Origin of the sequence: Roseixanthobacter glucoisosaccharinicivorans (assembly GCF_043195095.2) — a bacterium.
In the GTDB taxonomy this organism is placed as follows: domain Bacteria; phylum Pseudomonadota; class Alphaproteobacteria; order Rhizobiales; family Xanthobacteraceae; genus NCEH01.
In genome coordinates, this window is sequence record NZ_CM195538.1 from 2,207,553 (window position 1) to 2,229,727 (window position 22,175).

17 protein-coding genes are annotated in these 22,175 nt (G+C 66.7%); 10 read left to right on the forward strand and 7 right to left on the reverse strand.

Features of this window, described 5'->3' with window-relative positions:
• Nucleotides 1-57: 57 nt before the first annotated feature.
• From rfbC to V5F78_RS09955, 7 genes are all read left to right on the forward strand, one after another.
• The gene (gene rfbC, locus V5F78_RS09925; protein WP_394068489.1) at nt 58-615 is read left to right on the forward strand and encodes a dTDP-4-dehydrorhamnose 3,5-epimerase; all 558 of its coding nucleotides are present in this window, start codon (nt 58-60) and stop codon (nt 613-615) included.
• Between the two features lie 18 nt (nt 616-633).
• The gene (gene rfbB / locus V5F78_RS09930; RefSeq protein WP_394068488.1) at nt 634-1,692 is read left to right on the forward strand and encodes a dTDP-glucose 4,6-dehydratase; all 1,059 of its coding nucleotides are present in this window, start codon (nt 634-636) and stop codon (nt 1,690-1,692) included.
• The gene (gene rfbD / locus V5F78_RS09935) at nt 1,692-2,585 is read left to right on the forward strand and encodes a dTDP-4-dehydrorhamnose reductase (RefSeq protein WP_394068486.1); all 894 of its coding nucleotides are present in this window, start codon (nt 1,692-1,694) and stop codon (nt 2,583-2,585) included. Before rfbB ends, rfbD begins: the two co-directional genes overlap by 1 nt.
• Nucleotides 2,582-3,454: a glucose-1-phosphate thymidylyltransferase RfbA gene (rfbA, locus tag V5F78_RS09940; protein WP_394068484.1), complete on the forward strand. Its 873-nt coding sequence runs from the start codon at nt 2,582-2,584 to the stop codon at nt 3,452-3,454. Before rfbD ends, rfbA begins: the two co-directional genes overlap by 4 nt.
• A 215-nt stretch (nt 3,455-3,669) precedes the next feature.
• Nucleotides 3,670-4,443, forward strand: a complete 774-nt coding sequence (locus V5F78_RS09945) for a ferredoxin--NADP reductase (RefSeq protein WP_394068482.1) — start codon at nt 3,670-3,672, stop codon at nt 4,441-4,443.
• A gap of 366 nt (nt 4,444-4,809) precedes the next feature.
• A complete protein-coding gene (locus V5F78_RS09950) occupies nt 4,810-7,887 on the forward strand; it encodes an autotransporter domain-containing protein (protein ID WP_394068481.1) in 3,078 nt (1,025 codons plus the stop codon).
• Nucleotides 7,888-8,111: 224 nt separating this feature from the next.
• Nucleotides 8,112-10,766 (forward strand): PepSY domain-containing protein, encoded by a 2,655-nt coding sequence (locus tag V5F78_RS09955; protein WP_394068480.1) that lies wholly within the window; start codon nt 8,112-8,114, stop codon nt 10,764-10,766.
• A 21-nt stretch (nt 10,767-10,787) separates the two neighbouring features.
• Here V5F78_RS09955 and V5F78_RS09960 read toward each other — a convergent pair whose 3' ends face one another.
• Nucleotides 10,788-11,408 (reverse strand): helix-turn-helix domain-containing protein, encoded by a 621-nt coding sequence (locus V5F78_RS09960; RefSeq protein ID WP_394068478.1) that lies wholly within the window; start codon nt 11,406-11,408, stop codon nt 10,788-10,790.
• An 88-nt stretch (nt 11,409-11,496) separates the two neighbouring features.
• Nucleotides 11,497-12,312 (reverse strand): bifunctional hydroxymethylpyrimidine kinase/phosphomethylpyrimidine kinase, encoded by an 816-nt coding sequence (thiD, locus tag V5F78_RS09965; RefSeq protein WP_394068476.1) that lies wholly within the window; start codon nt 12,310-12,312, stop codon nt 11,497-11,499.
• A gap of 323 nt (nt 12,313-12,635) precedes the next feature.
• On the opposite strand from thiD, the gene V5F78_RS09970 reads away from it, so the two are divergent.
• On the forward strand, nt 12,636-12,872 hold the full coding sequence (locus tag V5F78_RS09970; protein WP_394011975.1) for an Lrp/AsnC ligand binding domain-containing protein: 237 nt from the start codon (nt 12,636-12,638) through the stop codon (nt 12,870-12,872).
• 199 nt (nt 12,873-13,071) lie between these two features.
• Here the strand turns inward: V5F78_RS09970 and V5F78_RS09975 are convergent, their stop codons facing one another.
• The 5 genes from V5F78_RS09975 to V5F78_RS09995 form a co-directional block, all read right to left on the reverse strand.
• On the reverse strand, nt 13,072-13,602 hold the full coding sequence (locus V5F78_RS09975; RefSeq protein WP_394068474.1) for a chromate transporter: 531 nt from the start codon (nt 13,600-13,602) through the stop codon (nt 13,072-13,074).
• The gene (locus V5F78_RS09980; RefSeq protein ID WP_394068472.1) at nt 13,599-14,204 is read right to left on the reverse strand and encodes a chromate transporter; all 606 of its coding nucleotides are present in this window, start codon (nt 14,202-14,204) and stop codon (nt 13,599-13,601) included. The genes V5F78_RS09975 and V5F78_RS09980 overlap by 4 nt, the downstream gene beginning before the upstream one ends.
• 76 nt (nt 14,205-14,280) lie before the next feature.
• Nucleotides 14,281-15,171 (reverse strand): DMT family transporter, encoded by an 891-nt coding sequence (locus V5F78_RS09985; RefSeq protein ID WP_394068471.1) that lies wholly within the window; start codon nt 15,169-15,171, stop codon nt 14,281-14,283.
• Nucleotides 15,172-16,247: 1,076 nt separating this feature from the next.
• Nucleotides 16,248-18,548 carry a xanthine dehydrogenase family protein molybdopterin-binding subunit gene (locus V5F78_RS09990; protein ID WP_394068470.1) on the reverse strand — a complete coding sequence of 767 codons (2,301 nt, stop codon included), beginning with the start codon at nt 18,546-18,548 and terminating at the stop codon, nt 16,248-16,250.
• Nucleotides 18,549-18,789: 241 nt separating this feature from the next.
• Nucleotides 18,790-19,542: a competence/damage-inducible protein A gene (locus V5F78_RS09995; RefSeq protein ID WP_394068468.1), complete on the reverse strand. Its 753-nt coding sequence runs from the start codon at nt 19,540-19,542 to the stop codon at nt 18,790-18,792.
• Nucleotides 19,543-19,703: 161 nt separating this feature from the next.
• Here V5F78_RS09995 and V5F78_RS10000 point away from each other — a divergent pair, with 161 nt between their 5' ends.
• Both V5F78_RS10000 and V5F78_RS10005 read left to right on the forward strand, forming a co-directional pair.
• The gene (locus V5F78_RS10000; RefSeq protein WP_394068467.1) at nt 19,704-21,119 is read left to right on the forward strand and encodes a circularly permuted type 2 ATP-grasp protein; all 1,416 of its coding nucleotides are present in this window, start codon (nt 19,704-19,706) and stop codon (nt 21,117-21,119) included.
• A gap of 73 nt (nt 21,120-21,192) precedes the next feature.
• Nucleotides 21,193-22,143 (forward strand): alpha-E domain-containing protein, encoded by a 951-nt coding sequence (locus V5F78_RS10005; protein ID WP_394068466.1) that lies wholly within the window; start codon nt 21,193-21,195, stop codon nt 22,141-22,143.
• The last annotated feature ends 32 nt before the right edge of the window (nt 22,144-22,175 follow it).

The following is a 22,175-nucleotide window of genomic DNA, read 5'->3' on the forward strand; positions in this document are numbered from 1 at the left end:
GCGGGGGGCCGCAGCTAGCCTCCCGTTACACTTTTGCAACGGGGCAACGTCCGTCCAATGACGTCTTTCACACCGCTGGCGATCCCAGAGGTCATGCTGGTTATTCCGCCCCGGTTCAACGACCCGCGCGGTCATTTCAGTGAAACTTATGTCGAGGCGCGATATAACGCGAACGGCATCTCCGCTCGTTTTATCCAGGACAATGAGTCCGTGTCCGTTCCCGTCGGGACCATCCGTGGACTGCATTTCCAAATTGACCCGTTCGCCCAAGCCAAGCTGGTGCGTGTTCTGTCCGGTGCGGTATTCGACGTGGCGGTGGACATCCGCAAGGGCTCGCCGACCTATGGCCGCTGGGTGGGCGCCACCCTGACCGAGGCGAACCGCGAGCAATTGTTCGTCCCGCGCGGCTTTGCGCACGCCTTCTGTACAATCGAGCCGAATACCAAGGTGGCCTATAAGGTTGACGGCGTGTATTCGCGCGAGAGCGAGGGCGGAATTGCTTGGGATGATCCAGATCTCGCGATCGAGTGGCCGGTCAAGGACGCTTTGTTGTCCGACAAGGATCGCGAATGGCCGCGCCTGAAGGATTATGATAGCCCGTTCACCTACGCGTGACGGCACGACGGGGCGAATATGGCACAACGTATTCTTGTTACCGGCGGAGCCGGCTTCATCGGTTCCGCTTTGGTGCGCTATCTGATCGCATCCACGTCCGCAGATGTCCTGACCTATGACAGCCTGACCTACGCGGGGACGCTGACATCCCTGGCGCCGGTGATGGACAATCCGCGCCATAGCTTCGTGCAGGCGGATATTTGCGATGGGGCCGCATTCCAGTCCGCGCTGGAAACCTTCCGTCCCGACCGCATCATGCATCTGGCGGCGGAAAGCCATGTGGACCGGTCCATCGACGGGCCTTCGGCCTTCATCACCACCAATGTCATCGGCACCTATACGCTGCTCCAGGAGGCCCTGCGCTATTGGCGTGGCCTGGAGGGTGCGGCGCGTGATGCGTTCCGCTTCCAGCACATTTCCACCGACGAGGTGTTCGGCAGCCTTGGGGCCGAGGGCTTCTTCCGCGAGGAGACGCCCTACCAGCCCAATTCGCCCTATTCGGCGTCCAAGGCCTCATCGGACCATCTGGTGCGCGCCTGGCATCACACCTATGGCTTGCCGGTCGTGATGTCGAACTGCTCGAACAATTACGGGCCTTACCATTTCCCCGAGAAGCTGATCCCGCTCATCATTCTCAACGCGCTGGAGGGCCTGCCCCTGCCGGTCTATGGCGCGGGCGAGAATGTGCGTGACTGGTTGTTCGTGGAGGACCATGCCGAGGCGCTCCATCTCATCGGGTCCAAGGGCCGCGTCGGCGAGAGCTATAATGTCGGCGGCGCCAACGAGCGGCGGAACATTGATGTGGTGCGCACCATCTGCGCCATTCTCGACGACATCCGCCCGGATGCCCGCATCGGCAAGCGCGAGGACCTGATCCGCTTCGTCACCGACCGGCCCGGTCATGACGCCCGCTATGCCATCGACTTCTCCAAGCTGAACGCCGAATTGGGTTGGACCCCGCGCGAAACCTTTGAGACCGGGCTGCGCAAGACCATCGAATGGTATCTCGCAAATCCCGGCTGGTGGGAGCCGCTGCGCACCCGCTATGCCGGCCAACGGCTGGGGCTCGCTTCCTGATGCGCATCGTCCTGTTCGGCGCCAAGGGCCAGGTCGGCCAGGAACTCACCGCCCTCGCCGCTGCGCGCGGGGTCGATCTCGTCGCCTTCGAGCGCGCGCAGGTCGACATCTGCGATCCCGCGGCGGTTGCCCGCGCCCTGGAGGCCAAGCGCCCGGACCTGGTGGTGAACGCCGCCGCCTATACCGCCGTGGACAAGGCGGAGAAGGAAGCGGAACTCGCCACCCGCGCCAATGCGCAGGCACCCGGCCTGCTGGCCGAACGCTGCGCCCGCTATGGCACCCCGCTGATCCACATTTCCACCGATTATGTGTTCGACGGCACCAAGGAGGGCGCTTATCTGGAGAGCGACCCGATCGCTCCGCTCGGCATCTATGGACGCACCAAGGCGGCCGGCGAAGCGGCCGTGCGGGCGCAGAACGAGCGCCATCTGATCCTGCGCACCTCGTGGGTTTACGGGGTGTATGGCGCCAATTTCCTCAAGACCATGCTGCGGCTTGCCGGCGAGCGCGACCGCCTCACCATTGTCGCCGACCAGCACGGCTGTCCCACCGCCACGCTGGACATCGCGGAAGGCATCCTCGCCGCTGCGCAGGCCGTCGCGGACGGGACGGCGCGCTGGGGTACCTATAATCTGGCCGGCAACGGCGCCACCACCTGGCACGGCTTTGCCAGTGAAATCGTCGCCCGGGCGGCCCGCCATACCGGGCGCACGCCGGAAGTGGCGCCCATCACCACCGCCGACTATCCCACGCCCGCCCAGCGGCCCGCCAATTCGGAACTGGATTCCAGCCTGTTCGAACGCACCTTCGGATATCGCGCGCCGCCCTGGCGCTCGCGCGTGGCCGAAGTGGTGGACGGACTGCTCGCACCGACCCTCAAGGAGCCCACGTGAAAGGCATTATCCTCGCCGGGGGATCCGGCACCCGGCTGCATCCCATCACACTCGTGGTCTCCAAGCAGCTGCTGCCGGTCTACGACAAGCCGATGATCTATTATCCCTTGTGCACGCTCATGTCGGCGGGCATCCGGGACATCCTGATCATCACCACGCCCCATGACAGCGCGCTGTTCCAGGCGCTGCTCAAGGACGGCAGCCAGTTCGGCATCAACATCACCTATGCGGTGCAGGACCAGCCGCGGGGCCTTGCCGATGCGTTCATCGTCGGCCGCGACTTCGTCGGCGACGAGCGCGTAGCCCTGGTGCTCGGAGACAATCTGTTCTTCGGTCACGGCCTGCCCGAGCTGCTCCAGGAAGCGGTTGCCCGCACCGAAGGCGCGACCGTGTTCGGCTATCCGGTGAACGATCCCGAGCGCTACGGCGTCGCCGAGATCGACGACACGGGGCGGGTCATCTCGCTGGAGGAGAAGCCGGCGGTGCCGCGCTCCAACCTGGCGGTGACGGGCCTGTATTTCTACGACAACCGCGTGGTGGACATCGCCGCCAATCTCAAGCCCTCGCCGCGCGGCGAGATCGAGATCACGGACATCAACCGGGTCTACATGGAGCGTGGCGCCTTGCACGTGAGCCTGATGGGCCGCGGCTTCGCCTGGCTGGACACCGGCACGCCGGATTCCCTCGTGGAAGCCGCGCAATTCGTCCAGATCCTGGAGAAGCGCCAGGGCCTGAAGATTTCCGCCCCCGAGGAAATCGCGTTCCGGGCCGGCTTCATAGATGCCGATGCCTTGCGGGCCCAGGGCAAGATTCGCGCGAAATCGGCCTATGGCGCCTATCTGCTACGGCTTGCCGACGAAGGCGTGTAACGCTCCGGCGGCGGTGCCCTGCGCTTTTCGTTTGATCTGGCGCATGGTGGCCGGCCGGCGACGCTGTCACATCTCGTCGATGATGCAGCGCAGCAGTAGCGCCCGATCATCACATGATCTACAGTGGAACACGGTATCCCACAGTGAGATCGGGTTAAACACGCATATCGCGCGGATTTCCCGGTCCGTTCCGCGTCCCTCCTGACTGGCCGGCCATGAGCAATTTCAACGAAGAAACGGTGAAGAGCGTCCATCATTGGACCGACAATCTGTTCACCTTCACCACCACGCGCGATCCCGGTTTCCGCTTTTTGAACGGCCAATTCGCCATGATCGGCCTGATGGTTGAAGGCAAGCCGCTGTTGCGCGCCTATTCCATGGCCAGCGCCAATTACGAGGAAGACCTCCAGTTCTTCTCGATCAAGGTGCAGAATGGCCCGCTCACCTCGCGCCTCCAGCATCTCAAGATCGGCGACAAGATCCTGGTCGGCCGCAAGGCGACCGGCACGCTGATCCAGGACAATCTGCTGCCGGGCAAGAATCTGTATCTGCTCTCCACCGGCACCGGCCTCGCGCCCTTCCTCTCGGTGGTGAAGGATCCGGACGCTTATGAGCGGTTCGAGAAGATCGTCCTCATCCACGGCTGCCGCACCGTCGCCGAACTGGCCTATGACGAATATCTCACCAAGGAGCTGCCGGAGAACGAATTCATCGGCGACGAGGTGAAGGCCAAGCTGATCTATTATCCGACCGTCACGCGCGAGCCTTTCCGTCACCAGGGCCGCATCACCTCCCTGATCGAGGGCGGGCAGCTGTTCGCCGACATCGGCCTGCCGCCCATTGATCCGCAAAACGACCGGCTGATGCTCTGCGGCAGCCCGGCGATGCTCAAGGACCTGGTGCAGCTGCTGGAATCGCGCGGCTTCCAGGAAGGCAGCCAGTCGCAGCCGGGCCATTATGTGATCGAAAAAGCGTTCGTCGAGCGCTGAAGCAGATCGCGGCGCGGGCGTGCAGCCTGCGCCCTTGTGGCAACAGGTGTTCGAAAATCCGAAGCCCGTAGTCGCCTATATGATACCGCTCGCTTGTGTGCGGATGTGAAAAGCTGCACCTTCCCATGGGTGGGGAGGCTGAAAATGCTTGGGATCTTGACTGCGGCGGACCACAGCGACCCTGTCCGTGCGATTCCCGCCAAGACGTCGCGGCCGCGCCATCGGCCGAAACGCGCAACATCCCTTGCCGCCCTCCTTATGGCGGCTGCTGCGGCGAGCGGCCTCTTGCTTGCGGCCGCCGGGTCCGCGGCCGCACAGAATGCCTGCCTCACGCCAACCTGCATTGCCGCGCAGAGCAGCGGCCAAGTGGGCGCGCTTTCCGCCTTCTCCACGCTCCTCAGCACCGCCGAGGGTCAGGCTTTCCTGCAAGCGGTGATGGCGAAGGAGAACGAGATCTATTTCAGCTCGACTTATGACCAGAAGAATCTGGCCGTGCTGAATTCCATCGGCGCCTTCGTGCCGAACAGCGTCTCCGCGAATGTCTGGAACATGGTGAACACGCCGCTGGCGCCCACCATGGTGCAGAACGCAAACAACAATCTGCTGCCGACCAATGTCGTCAACCTGTTGAACGTGGTGCTGAACGACACGCTCCAGGTCAGCGCCATGAAGGATGCATATGCCGCAACGAATATCTACGGCATTGCTTATCAATACAACGTAGCTGGCAGCGTGGGCGACCCGCGTCCCTTCCTGACCTCGCCGAGCATCGCGGCAAACCCATGGACCGTGGGCCAGGCGGATGCCTATTCTCTCACCGGCCCCGCGTCGCAAGCCCAGCAATGGATCGACAACACCCCCTCGCCCTCTTTTCCCAGCGGCCATTCCTCCGCCGGTAACAGCACCGCGCTCACCTATGCCTGGATGATGCCGGAGCAATATCAGGCCCTGCTGGTGGCGGGGCAGGAGTTTGGACTCAGTCGCAACATTCTCGGCGTCCATTACCCCACCGACATCATCGGCGGACGCATCGCGGCGATGTTCAACCTGGTTCAGCTGCTCTCCAACAATCCAAGCTATTCCAGCAATTTCTTCGAAGTGGCGACCGCAGCCTCGGCCGAGCTGCACGCCCAGCTCGGCAGCGCGCTCGCCGTACCCTACGCCGCCTGCGCGGGGAACGTAGCGGGCTGCATCGCGGCAGGAACGTTCCCCAGCGCCGTCGCCTTCAGCGCGGCACGCCAGCAATATATCTCGTCCATCACTTATGACCTGCCCTCCGTGGGATCCACCACCGAGGCGCCAATCGTGCCGGAAAACGCGGAACTGCTGATCGCCACGCGCTTTCCCTACCTGTCGCAAGACCAGTTGCGCGACGTACTGGCGACCACCGAACTGCGCTCCGGCGCTCCCCTCGACGACCACCAGACCGGCTGGGCGCGGCTTGATCTGTATTCTGCGGCGAGCGGCTATGGCGCGTTCAACCAGAACGTCACCGTCACGATGGATGCCGCGGCCGGCGGCTTCAATGCCATCGACGTATGGAGCAACGACATTTCCGGCAAGGGCGGGCTCATCAAACTCGGCACCGGCACGCTCGTTCTGGCCGGCACCGACACCTATACCGGCGGCACCCTTGTGGGTGGCGGCACGCTCGCCGTTACCGGCTCCATCGTCGGCGACCTGTCCATCCTGGCAGGGGCGAACTTCGTGAGCGCCGGCGGCTACAGCGTCGCGGCCAACGCGCAATTGCTCAATGCCGGGACCTTCACCTCGGTGGACGCCGTCTTGTCGAGCACCGGCACATTGATCAATGGCGGCATGCTCGACAGCGCCGTGGTCAACGGCGGCATGATGGCCAATCTCGCGGGCGGCACGGTTACGGGCGCGATCACCAACAGCGGCGTGCTGACGAACAATGGCACCATCAATGGCGCCGTCGTAAACACCGGCACTTTCAAGGGAAACGGCATCGTCAACGGTGCCCTGGCCAATGCCGGCATCGTGGCGCCGGGCAATTCCATCGGTACCCTGACGGTGAATGGCGCGGTCAGCTTCGCGCCCGGCTCCACCTATCAGGCGGAGATCGGCGCGCCGGGCCAGAGTGACCTGATCGCCGCCACCGGGCCGATCACCATTTCCGGCGGCGCGCTCACCATCATCGCCGGCGTCGGGGCGACGCCGCAGCTCGGCGCCTACACGCTGCTCACCTCTGCCGCGGGCATTACCGGCGCCTTCGCCAGCGTGAACGACCCATTCGGCACGGCCTATCCCTTCCTGGACCTGACGACCACGCGTTCCGGCACCACGCTCGGCCTTAACGTTGTGCTGGATGCCTCCGCCCTCGCCACCGCCGGGCACACGCCCAACGAGCGCGCGGTGAGCGGCGCGCTCGTCTCCCTGCCCACTTCCAACAGCGTGCTGCAAGCCATCGTCGGCCTCAACGGCACGACTGCCCCGCCCGCATTCGACGCCCTCTCCGGCCAGATCTACGCCTCCGCCGCGACAGTGTTGCAGCAACAATCCATCTATCTGCGCGAGGCCATCGGCGGGCGTCAGCGCCAAGCCTCTGGCGGCGCATTGCAGGCGGGGCCGCAGACCACGCAGCTTGCCCCCGGCCTTGCCGCCACCGCATGGCTCCAGGGCTATGGCGCCTGGGGCAGCAGTGACGCCACAGCTGACACCGCGAGCCTTTCGCGCTCCATCGGCGGCGTCATTGCCGGCATCGACACGCCGGTGGGTGAGGCCTGGCGCCTCGGCATCGCCGGCGGCTACAGCCAATCCACCTATGAGGTGAATGCCCTCGCCTCCTCCGGCACCAGCGACAATTACGACCTTGCCGCCTATGCCAGCACCCGCTTCAGCGGCATCGACCTACGGCTCGGCGCGGCCTACGGCTGGCACGACCTTTCCACCAGCCGCACGGTGCTGTTCCCGGGCTTCCTGAACGGCCTTTCCTCGGACAACAAGGCCGGCACCACGCAGGTGTTCGGTGAAATCGCGCGTGGCTTCATCGCTGGCGCGACCGATTTCGAGCCCTTCGCCGGCCTTGCCTATGTGCATCTGAACATGGACGGATTCACCGAATCCGGCGGTGCGGCGGCGCTCACCTCGGGCGGCCTCACGCAGGACAACACCTTCACTACGCTCGGCATGCGCGTGAGCCAGAGCATGGCCCTCGGCACCGGCACGCTGACCGCGCGCGGCGGGCTCGCCTGGCAATATGCCTTCGGCGACATCAATCCTGAGATCGGCTTCGCCTTCGCGAGCGGCAGCACCCCGTTCACGGTGAGCGGCGCACCGATTGGGCGCAATGCGGCGCTGGTGAATGCGGGGCTCGATTTCCGGGCGACAGCGAACATGGTGCTCGGCGTCAGCTATGGCGGACAATTCTCCGACCAGGGCATGGACAACGCGATCAACGGGCGTTTCGCCATCACGTTCTGATGCGTGGGAGCGCAGAATCTCCGGCGCCCGTCCTGACGCGCCGGTGTTTTATTGCCCATCTGTAATAATTCCTTCGGGAAGGTGCCGCAGGACCGCAGCTTTCCACTCTAGATTTATAATCATTCCATTCATTTTTGACCGTATTGAGGAACACAACTGCGGTTGATATGCCATAGCCTGGATTTTTACTGCCGCTAACGCCGGGCAGCCGCAGGATATTGAGCATGTTGAAGGCCGTCTGGTTTCAGATCCATTGGTTCCTCGGCGTCACCGCCGGGATCGTGCTGGCGGTGGTGGGCGTCACCGGGGCCATGCTCTCGTTCGAGGACGACCTCCTCGCCGCGCTCAATCCCGGCATCATCACCGTACGGGCGGAGGCCGCCGGCCCGCTCGCGCCAGACCAATTGCTGGAACGCATCCGCGCCAATGCGCCGGGCAAGACGCCGACAGCCCTGATGGTCTCGACGGACCCGACCCGCGCCGCGCGCGTCACCTTCGCCCCGCCGCCCCAGCCGGCCGGGGCGCCGGCGGCCGGGCCGGGCGGGCCGCGCGGCGAAAACCGCTACGTGAATCCCTATGATGGCGCGCTCTTGGGCGATGTGCAGGGCCAGGCGTTCTTCCGCTTCGTGATGCAGGTGCATCGCTGGCTGGCGGCCGGCGATGTCGGCAAGCAGATCGTCGGCGCCTCCACCATCGGCCTGATCGTGCTTTCGCTCTCGGGCCTTTATCTGCGCTGGCCGCGCAGAGCGCTCGACTGGCGCAACTGGCTGCGGCTCGATTTCGGCCGGCGGGGCCGCAGCTTCCTGTGGGAATTGCATTCGGTCATCGGCACATGGGTGCTGCCCTTCTACCTGCTGGCCTCGCTCACGGGCCTGTATTGGTCCTACGACTGGTATCGCGGCGCGCTGTTCGACCTCACCGGCACGCCCCGCCCCGCACAGCAAGGCCCACGTCCGGCCGGAGCGCCCCCGCCTGGCGCGCCCTCCGGGCCGCAAGCCACAAGGCCGCCCAGCGCCGCCCCGGCCATGCCGGGTGAACGCGCGCCGCGGGAAGGACGCGAGGGGCGCGATGGGGCGCCGCTGAATCTCGCCGCGCTCTGGCCCGCGTTCGTGCGCGAATCCGGTGGCTACAGCATCGCGACCCTCCGCCTGCCCCAGGGCAATGCGCGGACCCTCACCATCACCTACCAGTCCATGAACCCGGCCCATGAACGGGCGAACAACACCCTTGTGCTCGACGCGGCTGGGCAGGTGCGCGAGCATCGTCGCTATAATGATCTGCCGGCCGGACAGAAGCTCATGGGCAGCATCTTCCCGCTGCATTCCGGCAGCTTCTTCGGCTTTACCGGCACCCTGCTGATGATGCTGGCGAGCCTGTTGATGCCTTTGTTCGCTATCACCGGCTGGATGCTCTATCTCGACCGCCGCAAAAAGAAGCGCGAGGCCCGCGCCGCCGCCGCGCCGGTCGCCGCCGCACCGGCGAGCGAGGCCGCGCCCGTGCTCGTGGCCTATGCCAGCCAGACCGGCACGGCCGAGCGCCTCGCCTGGCAGAGCGCGAACGCGCTTCTGGCCGCCGGGCTGCCGGTGACCGTGGAATCCCTGGCGGGGCTTGCGCCCGAAGCCTTGGCGAAGGCCAAGCGCGCGTTGTTCGTGGTCTCCACCTTCGGCGCGGGCGAGCCCCCCGACGCCGCCCGCGCCTTTGCCCGGCGCATGGGCGCGCGCGAGGCGCCGGACGGGCTGGCGAACCTGGATTACGGCGTGCTGGCGCTCGGCGACCGCTCCTTTCCGCATTTCTGCGGGTTTGGCGCAGACCTCGACGCCTGGCTGCGCACCCACGGCGCAACGCCGCTGTTCGACCGGGTCGAAGTGGACATGGAGGATGCGGGCGCGCTGCGCCATTGGCAGCAGCGGCTTGGCACATTGTCCGGCCTGACCACCCTGCCCGACTGGAGCCAGCCCGATTACCAGGATTGGCGCCTCGTCAGCCGCCGCCAACTCAATGCCGGAAGCGCCGGGCTGCCGACCTTCCACCTCGCACTGGAACGGGAGGGGGAGGCCGCGACCTGGGCCGCCGGCGACATCGCCGAGATCGGTCCTCGCCTGGATATGGAAACCGTCCGGCACACGCTCGATGCCTTGAAGCTCGACGGCGACACCCCAGTCCAGCAGGACGGTCAAACCCTGCCCCTACGCGAACTGCTGGCGCGCAGCCTGCAACCGGCCGCGCAGGATCATCCCGCCGCCAGTGCGCAAGCGCTCGCCGACAGCCTCAAGCCCCTGCCCCACCGCGAATATTCCATCGCCTCCATTCCCGAGGACGGACGGATCGAACTCCTGGTGCGCCAGACCCGGACGCCCGAAGGCGGCTATGGCCTTGGCTCCGGCTGGCTGACCCACCATGCGCCGGAAGGCGCGCGGATCGCGTTGCGCATCCGGTCCAACCCGGCCTTCCACGGACCGGACGATGCCCGGCCGCTAATTCTCATCGGCAACGGCACCGGCCTTGCGGGCCTTCGGGCGCATCTCAAGCGCCGCGTTCGGGCGGGGCAGGACGCCAATTGGCTGATCTTCGGGGAGCGCAACCAGCAGCACGATTTCTATTTCCGCGACGAGATCACCGCATGGCAGAGCGCCGGCGCGCTGGCGCGGCTGGACCTCGCCTTCTCCCGCGACCAGGCGGAGCACCTCTATGTGCAGCATCGCCTTAAGGAAGCCGGTGCGGAGGTGGTGCGCTGGATCGAGACCGGGGCCTGCATCTATGTGTGCGGCAGCCTCCAGGGCATGGCCCCGGCGGTTGACCATGTGCTCAGCGAACTTATCGGAACCGGGGCGCTGGAACAGCTTGCCGCACAGCGCCGCTATTGCCGCGACGTCTATTGAGGGCTGGGCAGAGCCCGACCCTCAGTCGAGCACGGCCGCCTTCAGCAAGCAGACCATGAAGGCGGCAGCCGGCTCGGTGCCGAGGTTGCGGATGACGTGGCGGCGGTCGCAGCGATAGCGCACCGTTTCGCCGGCCTTTGCGGTCTCGGTCACGCCGCCCACCTCGACCGTGAGGGTGCCCGCGGTCACGGTCAGGCATTCGATGGAGCCGATCTGGTGGCCATCGGAGTCCAGCTCGCCGCCCGGCTCGGCGCGGAATTCGTAATATTGCAGCCACTCCACCGTCTTGATCCAGCCGATGATGGAGAGGCGGCACAGGCCGTCCTGCGAGACCAGCATGGGCGTTTCGGCGCGGGTCAGCTTTTCGATAAAGGGCGCCTCGTCGGAGGCCGCGAGCACGCGCTCCACCGTCATGTCCAGCGCGTGAGACAGGCGCCAGACGGTGGCGAGGGTGGGATTGGTCTCGTTGCGCTCGATCTGGCTGATGATGGATTTCGCCACGCCGGACTGCTCGGAGAGTTCGGACAGCGAGAGATTATAGGCCTTGCGCAGCCGCTGGATGGTCTTGCCCAATTGGCCGGTCATCGCCTGGGCGCCATCCTCCGGACCCCGCTCGGTCCCCTTTTCCCGCTGCTGCGCCATGCCTTATCCCTTTTGCCGAACGATCGTTCGCCGGGCCGGACGATACTGCGAAATGTCCGAGGTGCAAGGCGGTTTCGGCGCGCTCCGCTCAATTGTCCCACAAGGCATGGAAATGGTGCACGGGGCCGTGTCCGCGCCCCACGTCCAGCCGGTCGGCGGCGGCGATGGCGCCGGTGATATAAGCCTTTGCCGCCCGCACCGCGCCTTCCAGATCCGCGCCCTTGGCAAGGCCTGCTGCAATGGCGGAGGACAGCGTGCAGCCGGTGCCGTGGGTGTTGCGCGTGGCATGGCGGGGGGCGGCAAGGCGCAGCACGCCGCCTGCGCTCACCAAAAGGTCGATGCTCTCCGGCCCCGAGCCATGGCCGCCCTTCATGAGCACCGCGCCGCAGCCCAACGCCAGCAGCGCCTGGCCCTGCGCCAGCATCTCCGCCTCATCCTGCGCCGGGGCAAGATCCAGCAAGGCGGCGGCCTCGGGCAAATTGGGGGTGATGAGGGTGGCGCGCGGCAGCAGCACCTCCTTGAGGGTGGCGATGGCGGCATCCTCCAGCAGGCGGGCGCCCGAGGCGGCGACCATCACCGGGTCCAGCACCACGGTGCGGGCCTGGTGCCGCGCCAGCCCCTCCGCCACCGCCTGGATCGCCGCCGGGCGCGAGAGCATGCCGATCTTCACCGCCGCGACCTTCAGATCGCTGAATACGGCGTCGATCTGCGCACCGATGAAATCCGGCGGCACATCGTGGATGGCGGTGACGCCCAGCGTGTTCTGCGCGGTCAGGGCAGTGAGCACGCTGGCGCCATAGACACCGAGGGCGGAGAAGGTCTTGAGGTCCGCCTGGATGCCGGCGCCGCCGCTGGAATCCGAGCCGGCAATGGTTACGGCGATGGGGATGAGGCTCTGTGACACGCGGCAGCTCCGACGGGCATCGAGGAGGGCGCGGGAAGCCGGAGGATGCGGCACGAGCGGGCGACCCGGAACGGCCGCCCTTCCGCAATCTCGGTTTCCTTCGCCGGCATGATCCGGATCAGGTTCGCGGGTTGGACAAGCCTCTCAGCCCCGCATGATGCGGGACACCCCGACGAGATGGCTTAGATGTAGAGAACCCCTGCCCGCCCATCAAGCCCGGCGGGTGGCGGCGGGCCAACCCATGCAGCCTGTACCCTTGCAAGCGCGTGCCCTTTTCGCCACCTTGGCGCCGCCCCCGACGGGCCGTGCCAAGGAGAGTTTCCGTGATCGCCTTCTTCGTCCAGATCAAATGCCAGCTTGGGAAATCCTATGAGGTGGCCAACGCTTTGGCGGATGCGGAGATCGCTTCGGAGATTTATTCCACTGCCGGTGATTTCGACCTGCTGGTGAAATTCTACGTGCCCACGGACACCGACATCGGCCATTTCGTGAACGAGAAGGTGCAGAAACTGGAGGGCATCCAGGACACCCGCACCATCATCACCTTCAAGGCCTTCTGACGCCTGCCGGCCGGCGTCCGCGTGAAAAAATGTTTCACGTGAAACAATGGCTTAGCAAAGACGAACAGCGGTTTACTGGCGCTGTTCGGCCGCCCCTCGGCGGAAAAAACCGGCGATTTCGGGTGAAGTTCAGCAGATGAATTTCGGCGACCCGCCCATGGGCCGGCCCCCCCCGGCGGTCGCCCCTCTTGCGCGCGCCCTAAACCAGCCCGGCGAGGCCCAGCACGCCGCCCACCGCGATCAGCCAGATCGGGTTGAGCCGCGTCGTCAGCGCGCCGATGGCGGCGAAGGCGGTGAGCCCGTAGGCGAGCCAATGGGTGTCGGCGAGGCGCATGAGGATATAGGCGCTCGCCAGCACGATGCCGATGGTGAGCGCCGCCAGCCCGCGCTGGATGGCGATGCGCAGCGGCGCGTCGCGGAAGCGATGGGACAGGCGCGACATGCCATAGGCCGCCGCCCCGGCGGGCACGCACATGACCAGCGTAGAGGCGATGGCGCCGGGGATGCCCGCCACATACCAGCCGATCAAGGTCACCAGCAGCACGTTCGGCCCGGGCGTGACCTGGGCGATGGCGAACAGATCCGCGAACGTATCGCCGCTCATCCAGCCATTGGTCTCCACCGCCATGCGGTGCAACTCGGGAATGACCGCGTTCGCCCCGCCGATGGCGAGGAACGAGATCACGAACATATGGGCGACCAGATCGCCGATGGGATCGCGCCCGCTCATCGCGACCACCGCCACGCCGCGAGGATGGAAAACGGCGCCAGAACCAGGATCACCAGCAGCAGGGGAAAGCCCATCAGCCCGGCGCCGGTGAAGGCCAACGCGGCAAACACCAGGGCGATGGGATTGCGCCGCTCGACGAAGCCCATCTTCAGCCCCAGCGCCACGAACAGCCCCACCGCCGCCGCCGAAATGCCGCGCAGCATGCCGGAAACGGCGGGCAGCTGGCCGTAATGCACATACAGCGTCGCCAGCGTCATGCCGATGATGCAGGGGGCGACGATGAGCCCGCCAAACGCCGCGGCCGCGCCCGCGATGCCGCCGAATCGCGCGCCCACGCAGAACGACATGTTCACGATGTTCGGGCCCGGCATGAGCTGGCAGATGGAGAGCAGCTCGTTGAACTCGCGCGCGCCCAGCCAGCGGCGCTGTTCCACCAGCTCGCGCCGCGCGAACGGCAGCGCGCCGCCGAAGCCGGACAGGGCGATGCGCAGGAAGCCGAAGAACAGATCCGGCACGCCCGGCGGCGGCGCCTCGCCCGCCTCGAACAGCAGGTCCGGGGCGGCGGGATCTTGCGGGGTCGAATGTCGGGGGGCCGGGCTCATGGTCTTGCCTTCATGGGCCAGTCGTCTCCTGCCTCACAGGCCGCGCTTCTTTCGGCGCGGCGTTTGCTCGCATTGTTCAGGGTACGGTGCGCGGTGCGCGGCGGTGCTCCCGCCAGGCGAGGCCCGCGCCCGCCGCCACCACCAGCGCCGCGCCGCAGAACATGAGCGCATGCGGCCATTCATGGAAGAAAATGGCGCCGAACATCACCGCCCAGAGCAGCGTCGCATAATTGAAGGGCGCCACCACGGAGGCCGGGGCGTGGCGATTCGCGGCGGTCAGGAAAATCTGCCCGAGGCCGCCGGCAATGCCGATGCCCGCCAGCGCCAGCCCTTCCCGCCAGCTCGGCAGGGTCCAGCCGAACGGCGCGGTGGCAAGGCCTGCGAGGCTCGCGACCAATGAGAAATAGAACACGATGGCGCCGGTGGTCTCGGTCTGGGTCAGGCGGCGCACCTGCGTGACCGCGAAACCGGCCCCGACCGCCCCGGCCAGCGCGAAGCCCACCCCGATCACCACGCCCTCGGTGCGCAGGTCGCTGGGCGAAAAGGCCGGCCAGAGCATGATGAGAATGCCGAGGAAGCCCACGCCCACGGCGCACCAGCGATAATGCGGCACGCGCTCCCGCAGCAGCAGCGCGGCCAGCACCACCGCCACCAGCGGCGTGACATAGGTGATCGCCACCGCCTCGGCGAGCGGGATGAAGGCGAGCGCGGCGAACCCCGCCCACATGGACGCGACGCCCACCGTGCCCCGCAGCACATGGCCGAATGGCGAGCGAGTGGCCAGCGCCGACCCCAATTCCCCGCGCCACGACAGCCACGCCAGCACCGGCAGCAGGCCGACGAAGCTGCGGGCGAACACGATCTCGCCGCTCGGCACGTCGTCCGCCACGGCGCGCACGAGCGCGGACATGATCGCGAAGGCGAGCGTGGCGCCCAGCTGAAAGAGGATACCGGCGATTGCGTTCATTATGGATTCTTGTCTGGCGCGCTGCGCCCGACGGACGCACCGCCATGGCGAGAACCGCCATATAGCGTGGCGCCCGGTAAAAGAGTCATGTCCGATCCACATGCCGGCGGCGCGAGCATTTCCCCCAGCGCCGGGCAAGCGGAACCGTGGCCGGGGCACGCGCCCTGAGGCCGGTCATGCTCGGGCGTGTCCCGGCCATGACGAGTGGCGTGGGTGGGACCTTGAACCTTAGGACCGCGCAAGTGTGAGGGCTTAAGGCCTTCCCAGGAGCCACCGTCATGCACGGGCTTGTCCCGTGCATCCACGCGGGGCCGTTGGTACCTGCCCTCAAGCATCGCGCAGTCGGCGCCACGAATGGCCGGACAAGCCCGGCCATGACAAGTGGGTGCGGGCGGGGCGCGGGATCTGCTTTCGGATGCATCCGCGCCCCTGAGGGGCGGGCGGACCTCAGGACCGAGCACGCGAGACGGCTTGAAGCCCTCCCAGGAGCCACCGTCATGCACGGGCTTGTCCCGTGCATCCACGCGGGGCCGTTGGTACCTGCCCTCAAGCATCGCGCAGTCGGCGCCACGAATGGCCGGACAAGCCCGGCCATGACAAGTGGGTGCGGGCGGGGCGCGGGATCTGCTTTCGGATGCATCCGCGCCCCTGAGGGGCGGGCGGACCTCAGGACCGAGCACGCGAGACGGCTTGAAGCCCTCCCAGGAGCCACCGTCATGCACGGGCTTGTCCCGTGCATCCACGCGGTGCCGCCAGCACGGGCTTTTCGGCATCGCGCGGCCGGCGCCGCGTGGATGGCCGGGACAAGCCCGGCCAGGACGGGTGGGGAGGAACCTTTGCCGCAGTGGCCGTCATGCACGGGCGCGTCCCGTGCATCCACGCGGAACCGCCAGCACGGGCTTTCCAGCATCGCGCTTCCGGCGCCGCGCGGAGGACCGGGACAAGCCCGGCCATGACGAGTGCTCAAGAACTTTGCCGCAGTGACCGTCATGCACGGGCTGTCCCGACTATGACGAAGACGTGGCCGTGGGTTCGTCGCGCCACGCGAGTCCCCGCGCGGGGACTCGGCGCACGGCTCAGCGTGTGGCGGCGATGGCGGCGAAGACGGCGGCCGGGGTGGCCGGCATGTCCATATGGCCGATGCGATAGGTCCGCCACAGGGCGTCCACCACCGCATTCATCACCGCCGGGCAGGAGCCGATGGCGCCCGCCTCGCCCGCGCCCTTCACGCCCAAAGGATTGGTGGCGCAGGGCACGTTGCGGGTTTCAAAATGGATCGGCGGCAGGTCTTCCGCGCGCGGCAGGGTATAGTCCATGAAGCTCGCGGTCAAAAGCTGGCCCTCGGCATCATAGACCGTGCGCTCCAGCAGGGCTTGCCCGACGCCCTGCGCCACCCCGCCATGCACCTGCCCTTCCAGCAGGGCGGGGGTGATGACGGCGCCGAAATCATCCACGATCACATAGGAGACCAGCTCCACCGCGCCGGTGTCGGGGTCGATCTCCACCTCGCAGGCGTGGGTGCCATTGGGATAGGTGGCTTCCGACGGCGCGAAGGCATCCTGGGCGTTCAACAGCTCGGGCGTGGCAGCCGGATGCACCGCCAGTTCGGCGAGCGACAGGCGCCGGTCCGTGCCGGCGACTTCCACGCCGCCCGCTTCCAGCTCGATGTCCGCCGCGTCGGCCTCCAGCGCCTCTGCGCCCAGCTCCCGCAGGTTCTGCGCGAGCCGGCGCGCGGCCCCCGCCACCGCCGCGCCACCGACGGGAATGGAGCGCGAGCCGCCGGTGCCGTTGCCGGTCTTGGTGGCGTCCGTATCGCCCTGATGCACCACGATCTGGTCCAGCGGCACTTTCAGATGGGCGGCGGCGAGATGGGCATATGCGGTCTTGTGGCCCTGCCCGGTGGATTGCGTGCCGATGCGCAGCGAAATGGTGCCGTCGCCCTCCAGGCGCAGATAGGCCGGCTCCGGCGAACCGCCGCCGCACGCCTCGATATAAGAGGCGAAGCCGAAGCCCCGCAGCTTGCCGCGCGCCTCAGCCTGCTGCGCGCGCACGGCGAAGCCCGCCTTGTCGGCCACCTCCAGCGCCCGCGTCATGTGGCCGTCGAACTCGCCGCTGTCATAGAGCCGGCCGGAGCAGGTCTGATAGGGCATGGCGGAGGGCGGGATGAAATTGAGCCGCCGCAGCTCTTCCGGCGCGATGCCGGCTTCGCGCGCGGCGGCGTCCACGAGGCGCTCGATCACATAGGCCGCCTCGGGCCGCCCGGCGCCGCGATAGGCATCCACCGGCACGGTATGGGTATAGATGCCCCGCACCCGCGCGTGAAACACGGGAATGGCATAGAGGCCGGGCAGCATGCTCGCCCCGCCCACCGGGATATAGGCCCCGTAATAAGCGATATAGGCGCCGAGATTGGCCAGCGTATCCACCCGCAGCGCCAGGAACCGGCCGTCCGCGTCCATCGCCAGCTCGGCATAAGTGATGTTGTCGCGGCCGTGACTGTCGCCCTGGAAATGCTCGCTGCGATCGCCGATCCAGGCCACCGCCCGGTTCAGCCGGCGGGCCGCCAGCGCTGCGAGCGGATATTCGCCGAACGGGAACATCTTGGTGCCGAAGCCGCCCCCCACGTCCGGCGTCACCACGTGCAGCTCTTCGCGCGGCCAGTGCAGGATCTTGTCGGCGATGGCGTCGCGCAGCAGATGGCTGCCCTGGCTGCCGAGGGTGAGGCGCACGCGGCCGCTCTCCTCCACCTCGGCGAGCACGCCGCGCGTCTCCATGTAATTGGTGACGAGCCGGTTGTTCACCAGCCGCACCTTCACCACGCGGTGGGCGGTGGCGAAGGCGGCGTCCACCGCGGCCTTGTCGCCCAGCTCGCTGGTGAAGGCGATGTTGTTTGCCCGCTCCTCGAACAGAAGCGGCGCGCCGTCGGCGATCGCGGCTTCCATGTCGGCGACGGCGTCGAGTGGCTCCCAGTCGATCTCGACGGCTTCGGCCGCATCGCGCGCGGCCTCCAGCGTCTCGGCGACGATGAAGGCCACCGGCTCGCCCACATGGCGCACCAGGCCTTCCGCCAGCACCGGGTGATGGGGCTTCCACATATGAGCTTCGCCCACCACCGCGACGCTCGCCGCCACCGGCAGGCCGCCGCAGCCCGCGAAGTCCTCCGCAGTCAGCACCAGCTCGACGCCCGGCATCGCCCGCACCGCGTCGAGATCGCCGAAGGCGAAGCGCGCATGGGCATAAGGCGAGCGCAGCACATAGCCCTGCAACGCGCCGGCGCGCGCGGCGATATCCCCCACATAGCGGCCGGCGCCGGTGAGCAAAGCGGGATCTTCCAGGCGGGTGAAGGGCTGGCAGTGGCCGAACTTTAGGGCAGTCATTCAGCATCGCTCCATGCTCGCCGGGCGGCGAAGGCGAAAGGGATCGCACGCCCCCGCCGGCCCCTCGCCCCCGACCCTCGCGCCGCCGCAGGCGCCGGCACGGGGGCCAGCCTTGGACGGGCAGGACGGCGGAACGGGAAGGGGCCGGCGCGAAGGGGGTGGGACGCTCGTCAACGAAATGATCGCCCGTCGGCCCACGCGCAAGCGCGGACGCGACGAACTGTGCGGCGCACCATAACCCTCAGGCGCGGGCGCGCGCTAGATCCGCCACCATGCGCGCCACCGCGTCGCGCGCGGCATCCACCACCTGAGGGTCGCGCGAGCGCACGACGATATTGGTGTTGGGTCCGCTCTCGTCGAAAAACGGATAGGAGCCGATGGTGGCCTCGGGATATTGCGCCGCGATCGCCTTCAGGGGCGCGGCGATGTCGCCCTCGCGGGCATCGGCCCGCACGGTCTGCGAGAGCATGGGCGCGTTGGAGCGCAAAGTCGGGATGATCTCCTCCAGCATCGCCTGCATGATGCGCGGCACGCCGGCCATCACATACACATTGCCGATGTTGAAGCCGGGCGCCTTGGACACGGAATTGACCACCAGCTCGGCCCCGGCGGGAATGCGCGCCATGCGCAGCCGCGCCTCGTTGAGGTCCTTCTCGGCGATATATTCCAGCAGCATGGCGCGGGCGCGCGGGTCCACGTCGATGGAGACGCCGAACGCCTTGGCCACGGCGTCGGCGGTGATGTCGTCGTGGGTCGGGCCGATGCCGCCGGTGGTGAAGACATAGGTATAGCGCGCGCGCAAGGCGTTCAGCGCCGCGACGATGTCGTCCTCCACGTCCGAGACCACCCGCACCTCCCGCAGATCGACGCCCGCTTCGGTGAGTCGCTCGGCGATATGGCCGATATTCTTGTCCTTGGTCCGGCCGGAGAGGATTTCATCGCCGATCACCAGGAGAGCCGCGCTGACGATTTGCGCGCCGAGTGCTTCGCTCATGTCGCCTTCCCTTGCCCCGCCCGATGACAATCGGCGGGTTTTTGCCTAAAACTTAGTCACTGCCATTCAGCCGCAGAGGCGAAGGTTGGACTTGCTGCCATTATCTCTTCCTTGGCACGATGTTTGTACATAGGATTCAATCAAGCGGAGTGGCAGTCCCAATGCGGCGCGCGTTCGACGAGATGTCCTGTGAAGACGGCACGGTCCGTCAGGCTTACGATTCGCTCAATCGTTGGTTGAGCAAGGTTCCCCATGAGATTCTGGACCAGCGCCGGAAGGAGGCGGAGTTTATTTTCCGGCGGATCGGCATCACGTTCGCCGTCTATGGCGAGCAGAACGCGCAAGAGCGGCTGATCCCCTTCGACATCGTTCCCCGCATCATCACCAACGAGGAATGGGGCCGGCTCTCGAAGGGGCTGGAGCAGCGCGTGAAGGCGCTGAACATGTATATCAGCGACGTCTACGGCAAGCGCGAGGTGCTCAAGGCCGGGGTCGTGCCGGAGGATCTGGTCTATCAGAACCCCGCCTTCCGGCCGGAGATGAACGGCCAGCGCGTGCCGCACAATGTCTATGTTCACATTGCCGGCATCGACATCGTGCGCACCGATCCCGACACCTTCTACGTGCTGGAGGACAACGCCCGCACCCCGTCCGGCGTCTCCTACATGCTGGAAAACCGCGAGATCATGCTGCGCCTGTTCCCCGAGCTGTTCGCGCAGCATCGTGTGGCGCCGGTGGAGAAATATGCCGACGACCTGCTCGCCACCCTGCGCTCGCTCGCCCCGCGCGGCGGCAGCGAGCCGAACGTCGCGATCCTCACCCCCGGCATCTATAATTCCGCTTATTACGAGCACTCCTTCCTGGCCGACAAGCTGGGCGTCGACCTGGTCGAGGGCCGCGACCTGTTCGTGAAGGACAATGTGGTGTTCATGCGCACCACCGAGGGTCCGAAGCGCGTGGACGTGATCTACCGCCGCCTCGACGACGATTTCATCGACCCCCTCGCCTTCCGGCCGGACAGCGTGCTCGGCGTGCCGGGGCTGATGAGCGCCTATCTCTCCGGCAACGTCACGCTGACCAATGCGGTCGGCACGGGGGTTGCGGACGACAAGGCCGTCTACAGCTACATGCCGGACATCATCCGCTTCTATCTTGGCGAAGAGCCCCTGCTGCCGAACGTGCCCACCTGGCGCTGCCGCGAGCCGGAGCATCTGGCCTATGTGCTCGATCATCTGAACGAGCTGGTGGTGAAGGAAGTGCACGGCTCCGGCGGCTACGGCATGCTGGTGGGCCCGATGGCCGACAAGGCGCAGATCGAGATCTTCCGCGCCAAGCTGAAGCACGACCCCGCCAATTTCATCGCCCAGCCGACGCTGGCCCTTTCCACTTGCCCCACGCTGGTCGAAAAAGGCATCGCGCCGCGCCATGTGGACCTGCGGCCGTTCATCCTGACCGGCAGCGACAAGGTGCGCATCGTGCCGGGCGGCCTCACCCGCGTCGCCATGAAGGAGGGATCGCTGGTGGTGAATTCCAGCCAGGGCGGCGGCACCAAGGACACCTGGGTTCTCGACGCCTGAACCGCGGCTTCGACATGTCTCGCGGTGCCGCATCCGCGGCACCCTTCTCATCCTTCTGCCAGATGGGCTGACCATGCTCTCCCGCACCGCCGAAAACCTCTATTGGCTGTCGCGCTATGTGGAGCGCGCCGATTGTCTCGCGCGTATCCTCGATGTCGCCCAGCGCCTGTCCTACACCCCGGTGCCCGCCGAGGGGCCGACCAACGAATGGGGCTCGGCCGTGCTCACCGCCGGTTGCGCCGAGGAATTCGTCGCCCGCCACGGCCCGCTGGAAGAGGCGAATGAGGACCATGTGGTCTCCTTCCTCGCCTTCGACCTCGAGAATCCAAGCTCCATCCGCAATTGCTTCGAGGTCGCGCGCACCAATGCGCGCTCGGTGCGCACCGCGCTGACCTCGGAAATGTGGGATGTGATCAATTCGTCCTGGATCGAGCTGCGCTCCTTCCCCGACAAGGCGCTGAGCCGCGAGGAGCTGGCCCGTTTCCTGGCGTTCGTGAAGGAGACCTCGCTGCGCTTCGATGGCGCCACCTTCCGCACCATGCTGCGCAACGATGCCTATTGGTTCACCCGCGCCGGCGCCCATGTGGAGCGCGCCGACAACACCGCCCGCATCCTGGACGTGAAGTATCACGTGCTGCTGCCGGAGCAGGAGCACGTGGGCGGGCCGCTGGATTATTTCCAATGGGCCTCGATCCTGCGATCTGTCTCCGCGCTCACCGCCTTCCACTGGGTCTATCGCGACAGCGTGAAGCCGTGGCTGGTGGCCGATCTGCTGATCCTCAACCGCGCCATGCCGCGTTCGCTCGCGAGCTGCTACGACAATCTCTCGCGTTGCCTGGACGACATTGCCGGCGCCTATGGCCGGCAAGGCCCCGCCCAGCGGCTCGCACGAACCACCCAGGCGCGGCTGTCAAACCGCACCATCGAGGATATCTTCCAGAGCGGCTTGCATGAATTCATCAGCGAATTCATCACCGACAACAACAAGCTGGCCGCAGAGATCACGGAACAGTATCTCGTCTGACGGCCGGCTTTGCCGATCAGGATTGGATGAGG

Excerpts from the sequence above, each read along its gene's own strand:
- rfbC (WP_394068489.1), top strand. The coding sequence starts at position 58 with ATGACGTCTTTCACACCGCTGGCGATCCCAGAGGTCATGCTGGTTATT.
- rfbB (WP_394068488.1), top strand. The coding sequence starts at position 634 with ATGGCACAACGTATTCTTGTTACCGGCGGAGCCGGCTTCATCGGTTCC.
- rfbD (WP_394068486.1), top strand. The coding sequence starts at position 1,692 with ATGCGCATCGTCCTGTTCGGCGCCAAGGGCCAGGTCGGCCAGGAACTC.
- V5F78_RS09945 (WP_394068482.1), top strand. The coding sequence starts at position 3,670 with ATGAGCAATTTCAACGAAGAAACGGTGAAGAGCGTCCATCATTGGACC.
- V5F78_RS09955 (WP_394068480.1), top strand. The coding sequence starts at position 8,112 with ATGTTGAAGGCCGTCTGGTTTCAGATCCATTGGTTCCTCGGCGTCACC.
- V5F78_RS09960 (WP_394068478.1), bottom strand. The coding sequence starts at position 11,408 with ATGGCGCAGCAGCGGGAAAAGGGGACCGAGCGGGGTCCGGAGGATGGC.
- V5F78_RS09975 (WP_394068474.1), bottom strand. The coding sequence starts at position 13,602 with ATGAGCGGGCGCGATCCCATCGGCGATCTGGTCGCCCATATGTTCGTG.
- V5F78_RS09980 (WP_394068472.1), bottom strand. The coding sequence starts at position 14,204 with ATGAGCCCGGCCCCCCGACATTCGACCCCGCAAGATCCCGCCGCCCCG.
- V5F78_RS09985 (WP_394068471.1), bottom strand. The coding sequence starts at position 15,171 with ATGAACGCAATCGCCGGTATCCTCTTTCAGCTGGGCGCCACGCTCGCC.
- V5F78_RS09990 (WP_394068470.1), bottom strand. The coding sequence starts at position 18,548 with ATGACTGCCCTAAAGTTCGGCCACTGCCAGCCCTTCACCCGCCTGGAA.
- V5F78_RS09995 (WP_394068468.1), bottom strand. The coding sequence starts at position 19,542 with ATGAGCGAAGCACTCGGCGCGCAAATCGTCAGCGCGGCTCTCCTGGTG.
- V5F78_RS10000 (WP_394068467.1), top strand. The coding sequence starts at position 19,704 with ATGCGGCGCGCGTTCGACGAGATGTCCTGTGAAGACGGCACGGTCCGT.
- V5F78_RS10005 (WP_394068466.1), top strand. The coding sequence starts at position 21,193 with ATGCTCTCCCGCACCGCCGAAAACCTCTATTGGCTGTCGCGCTATGTG.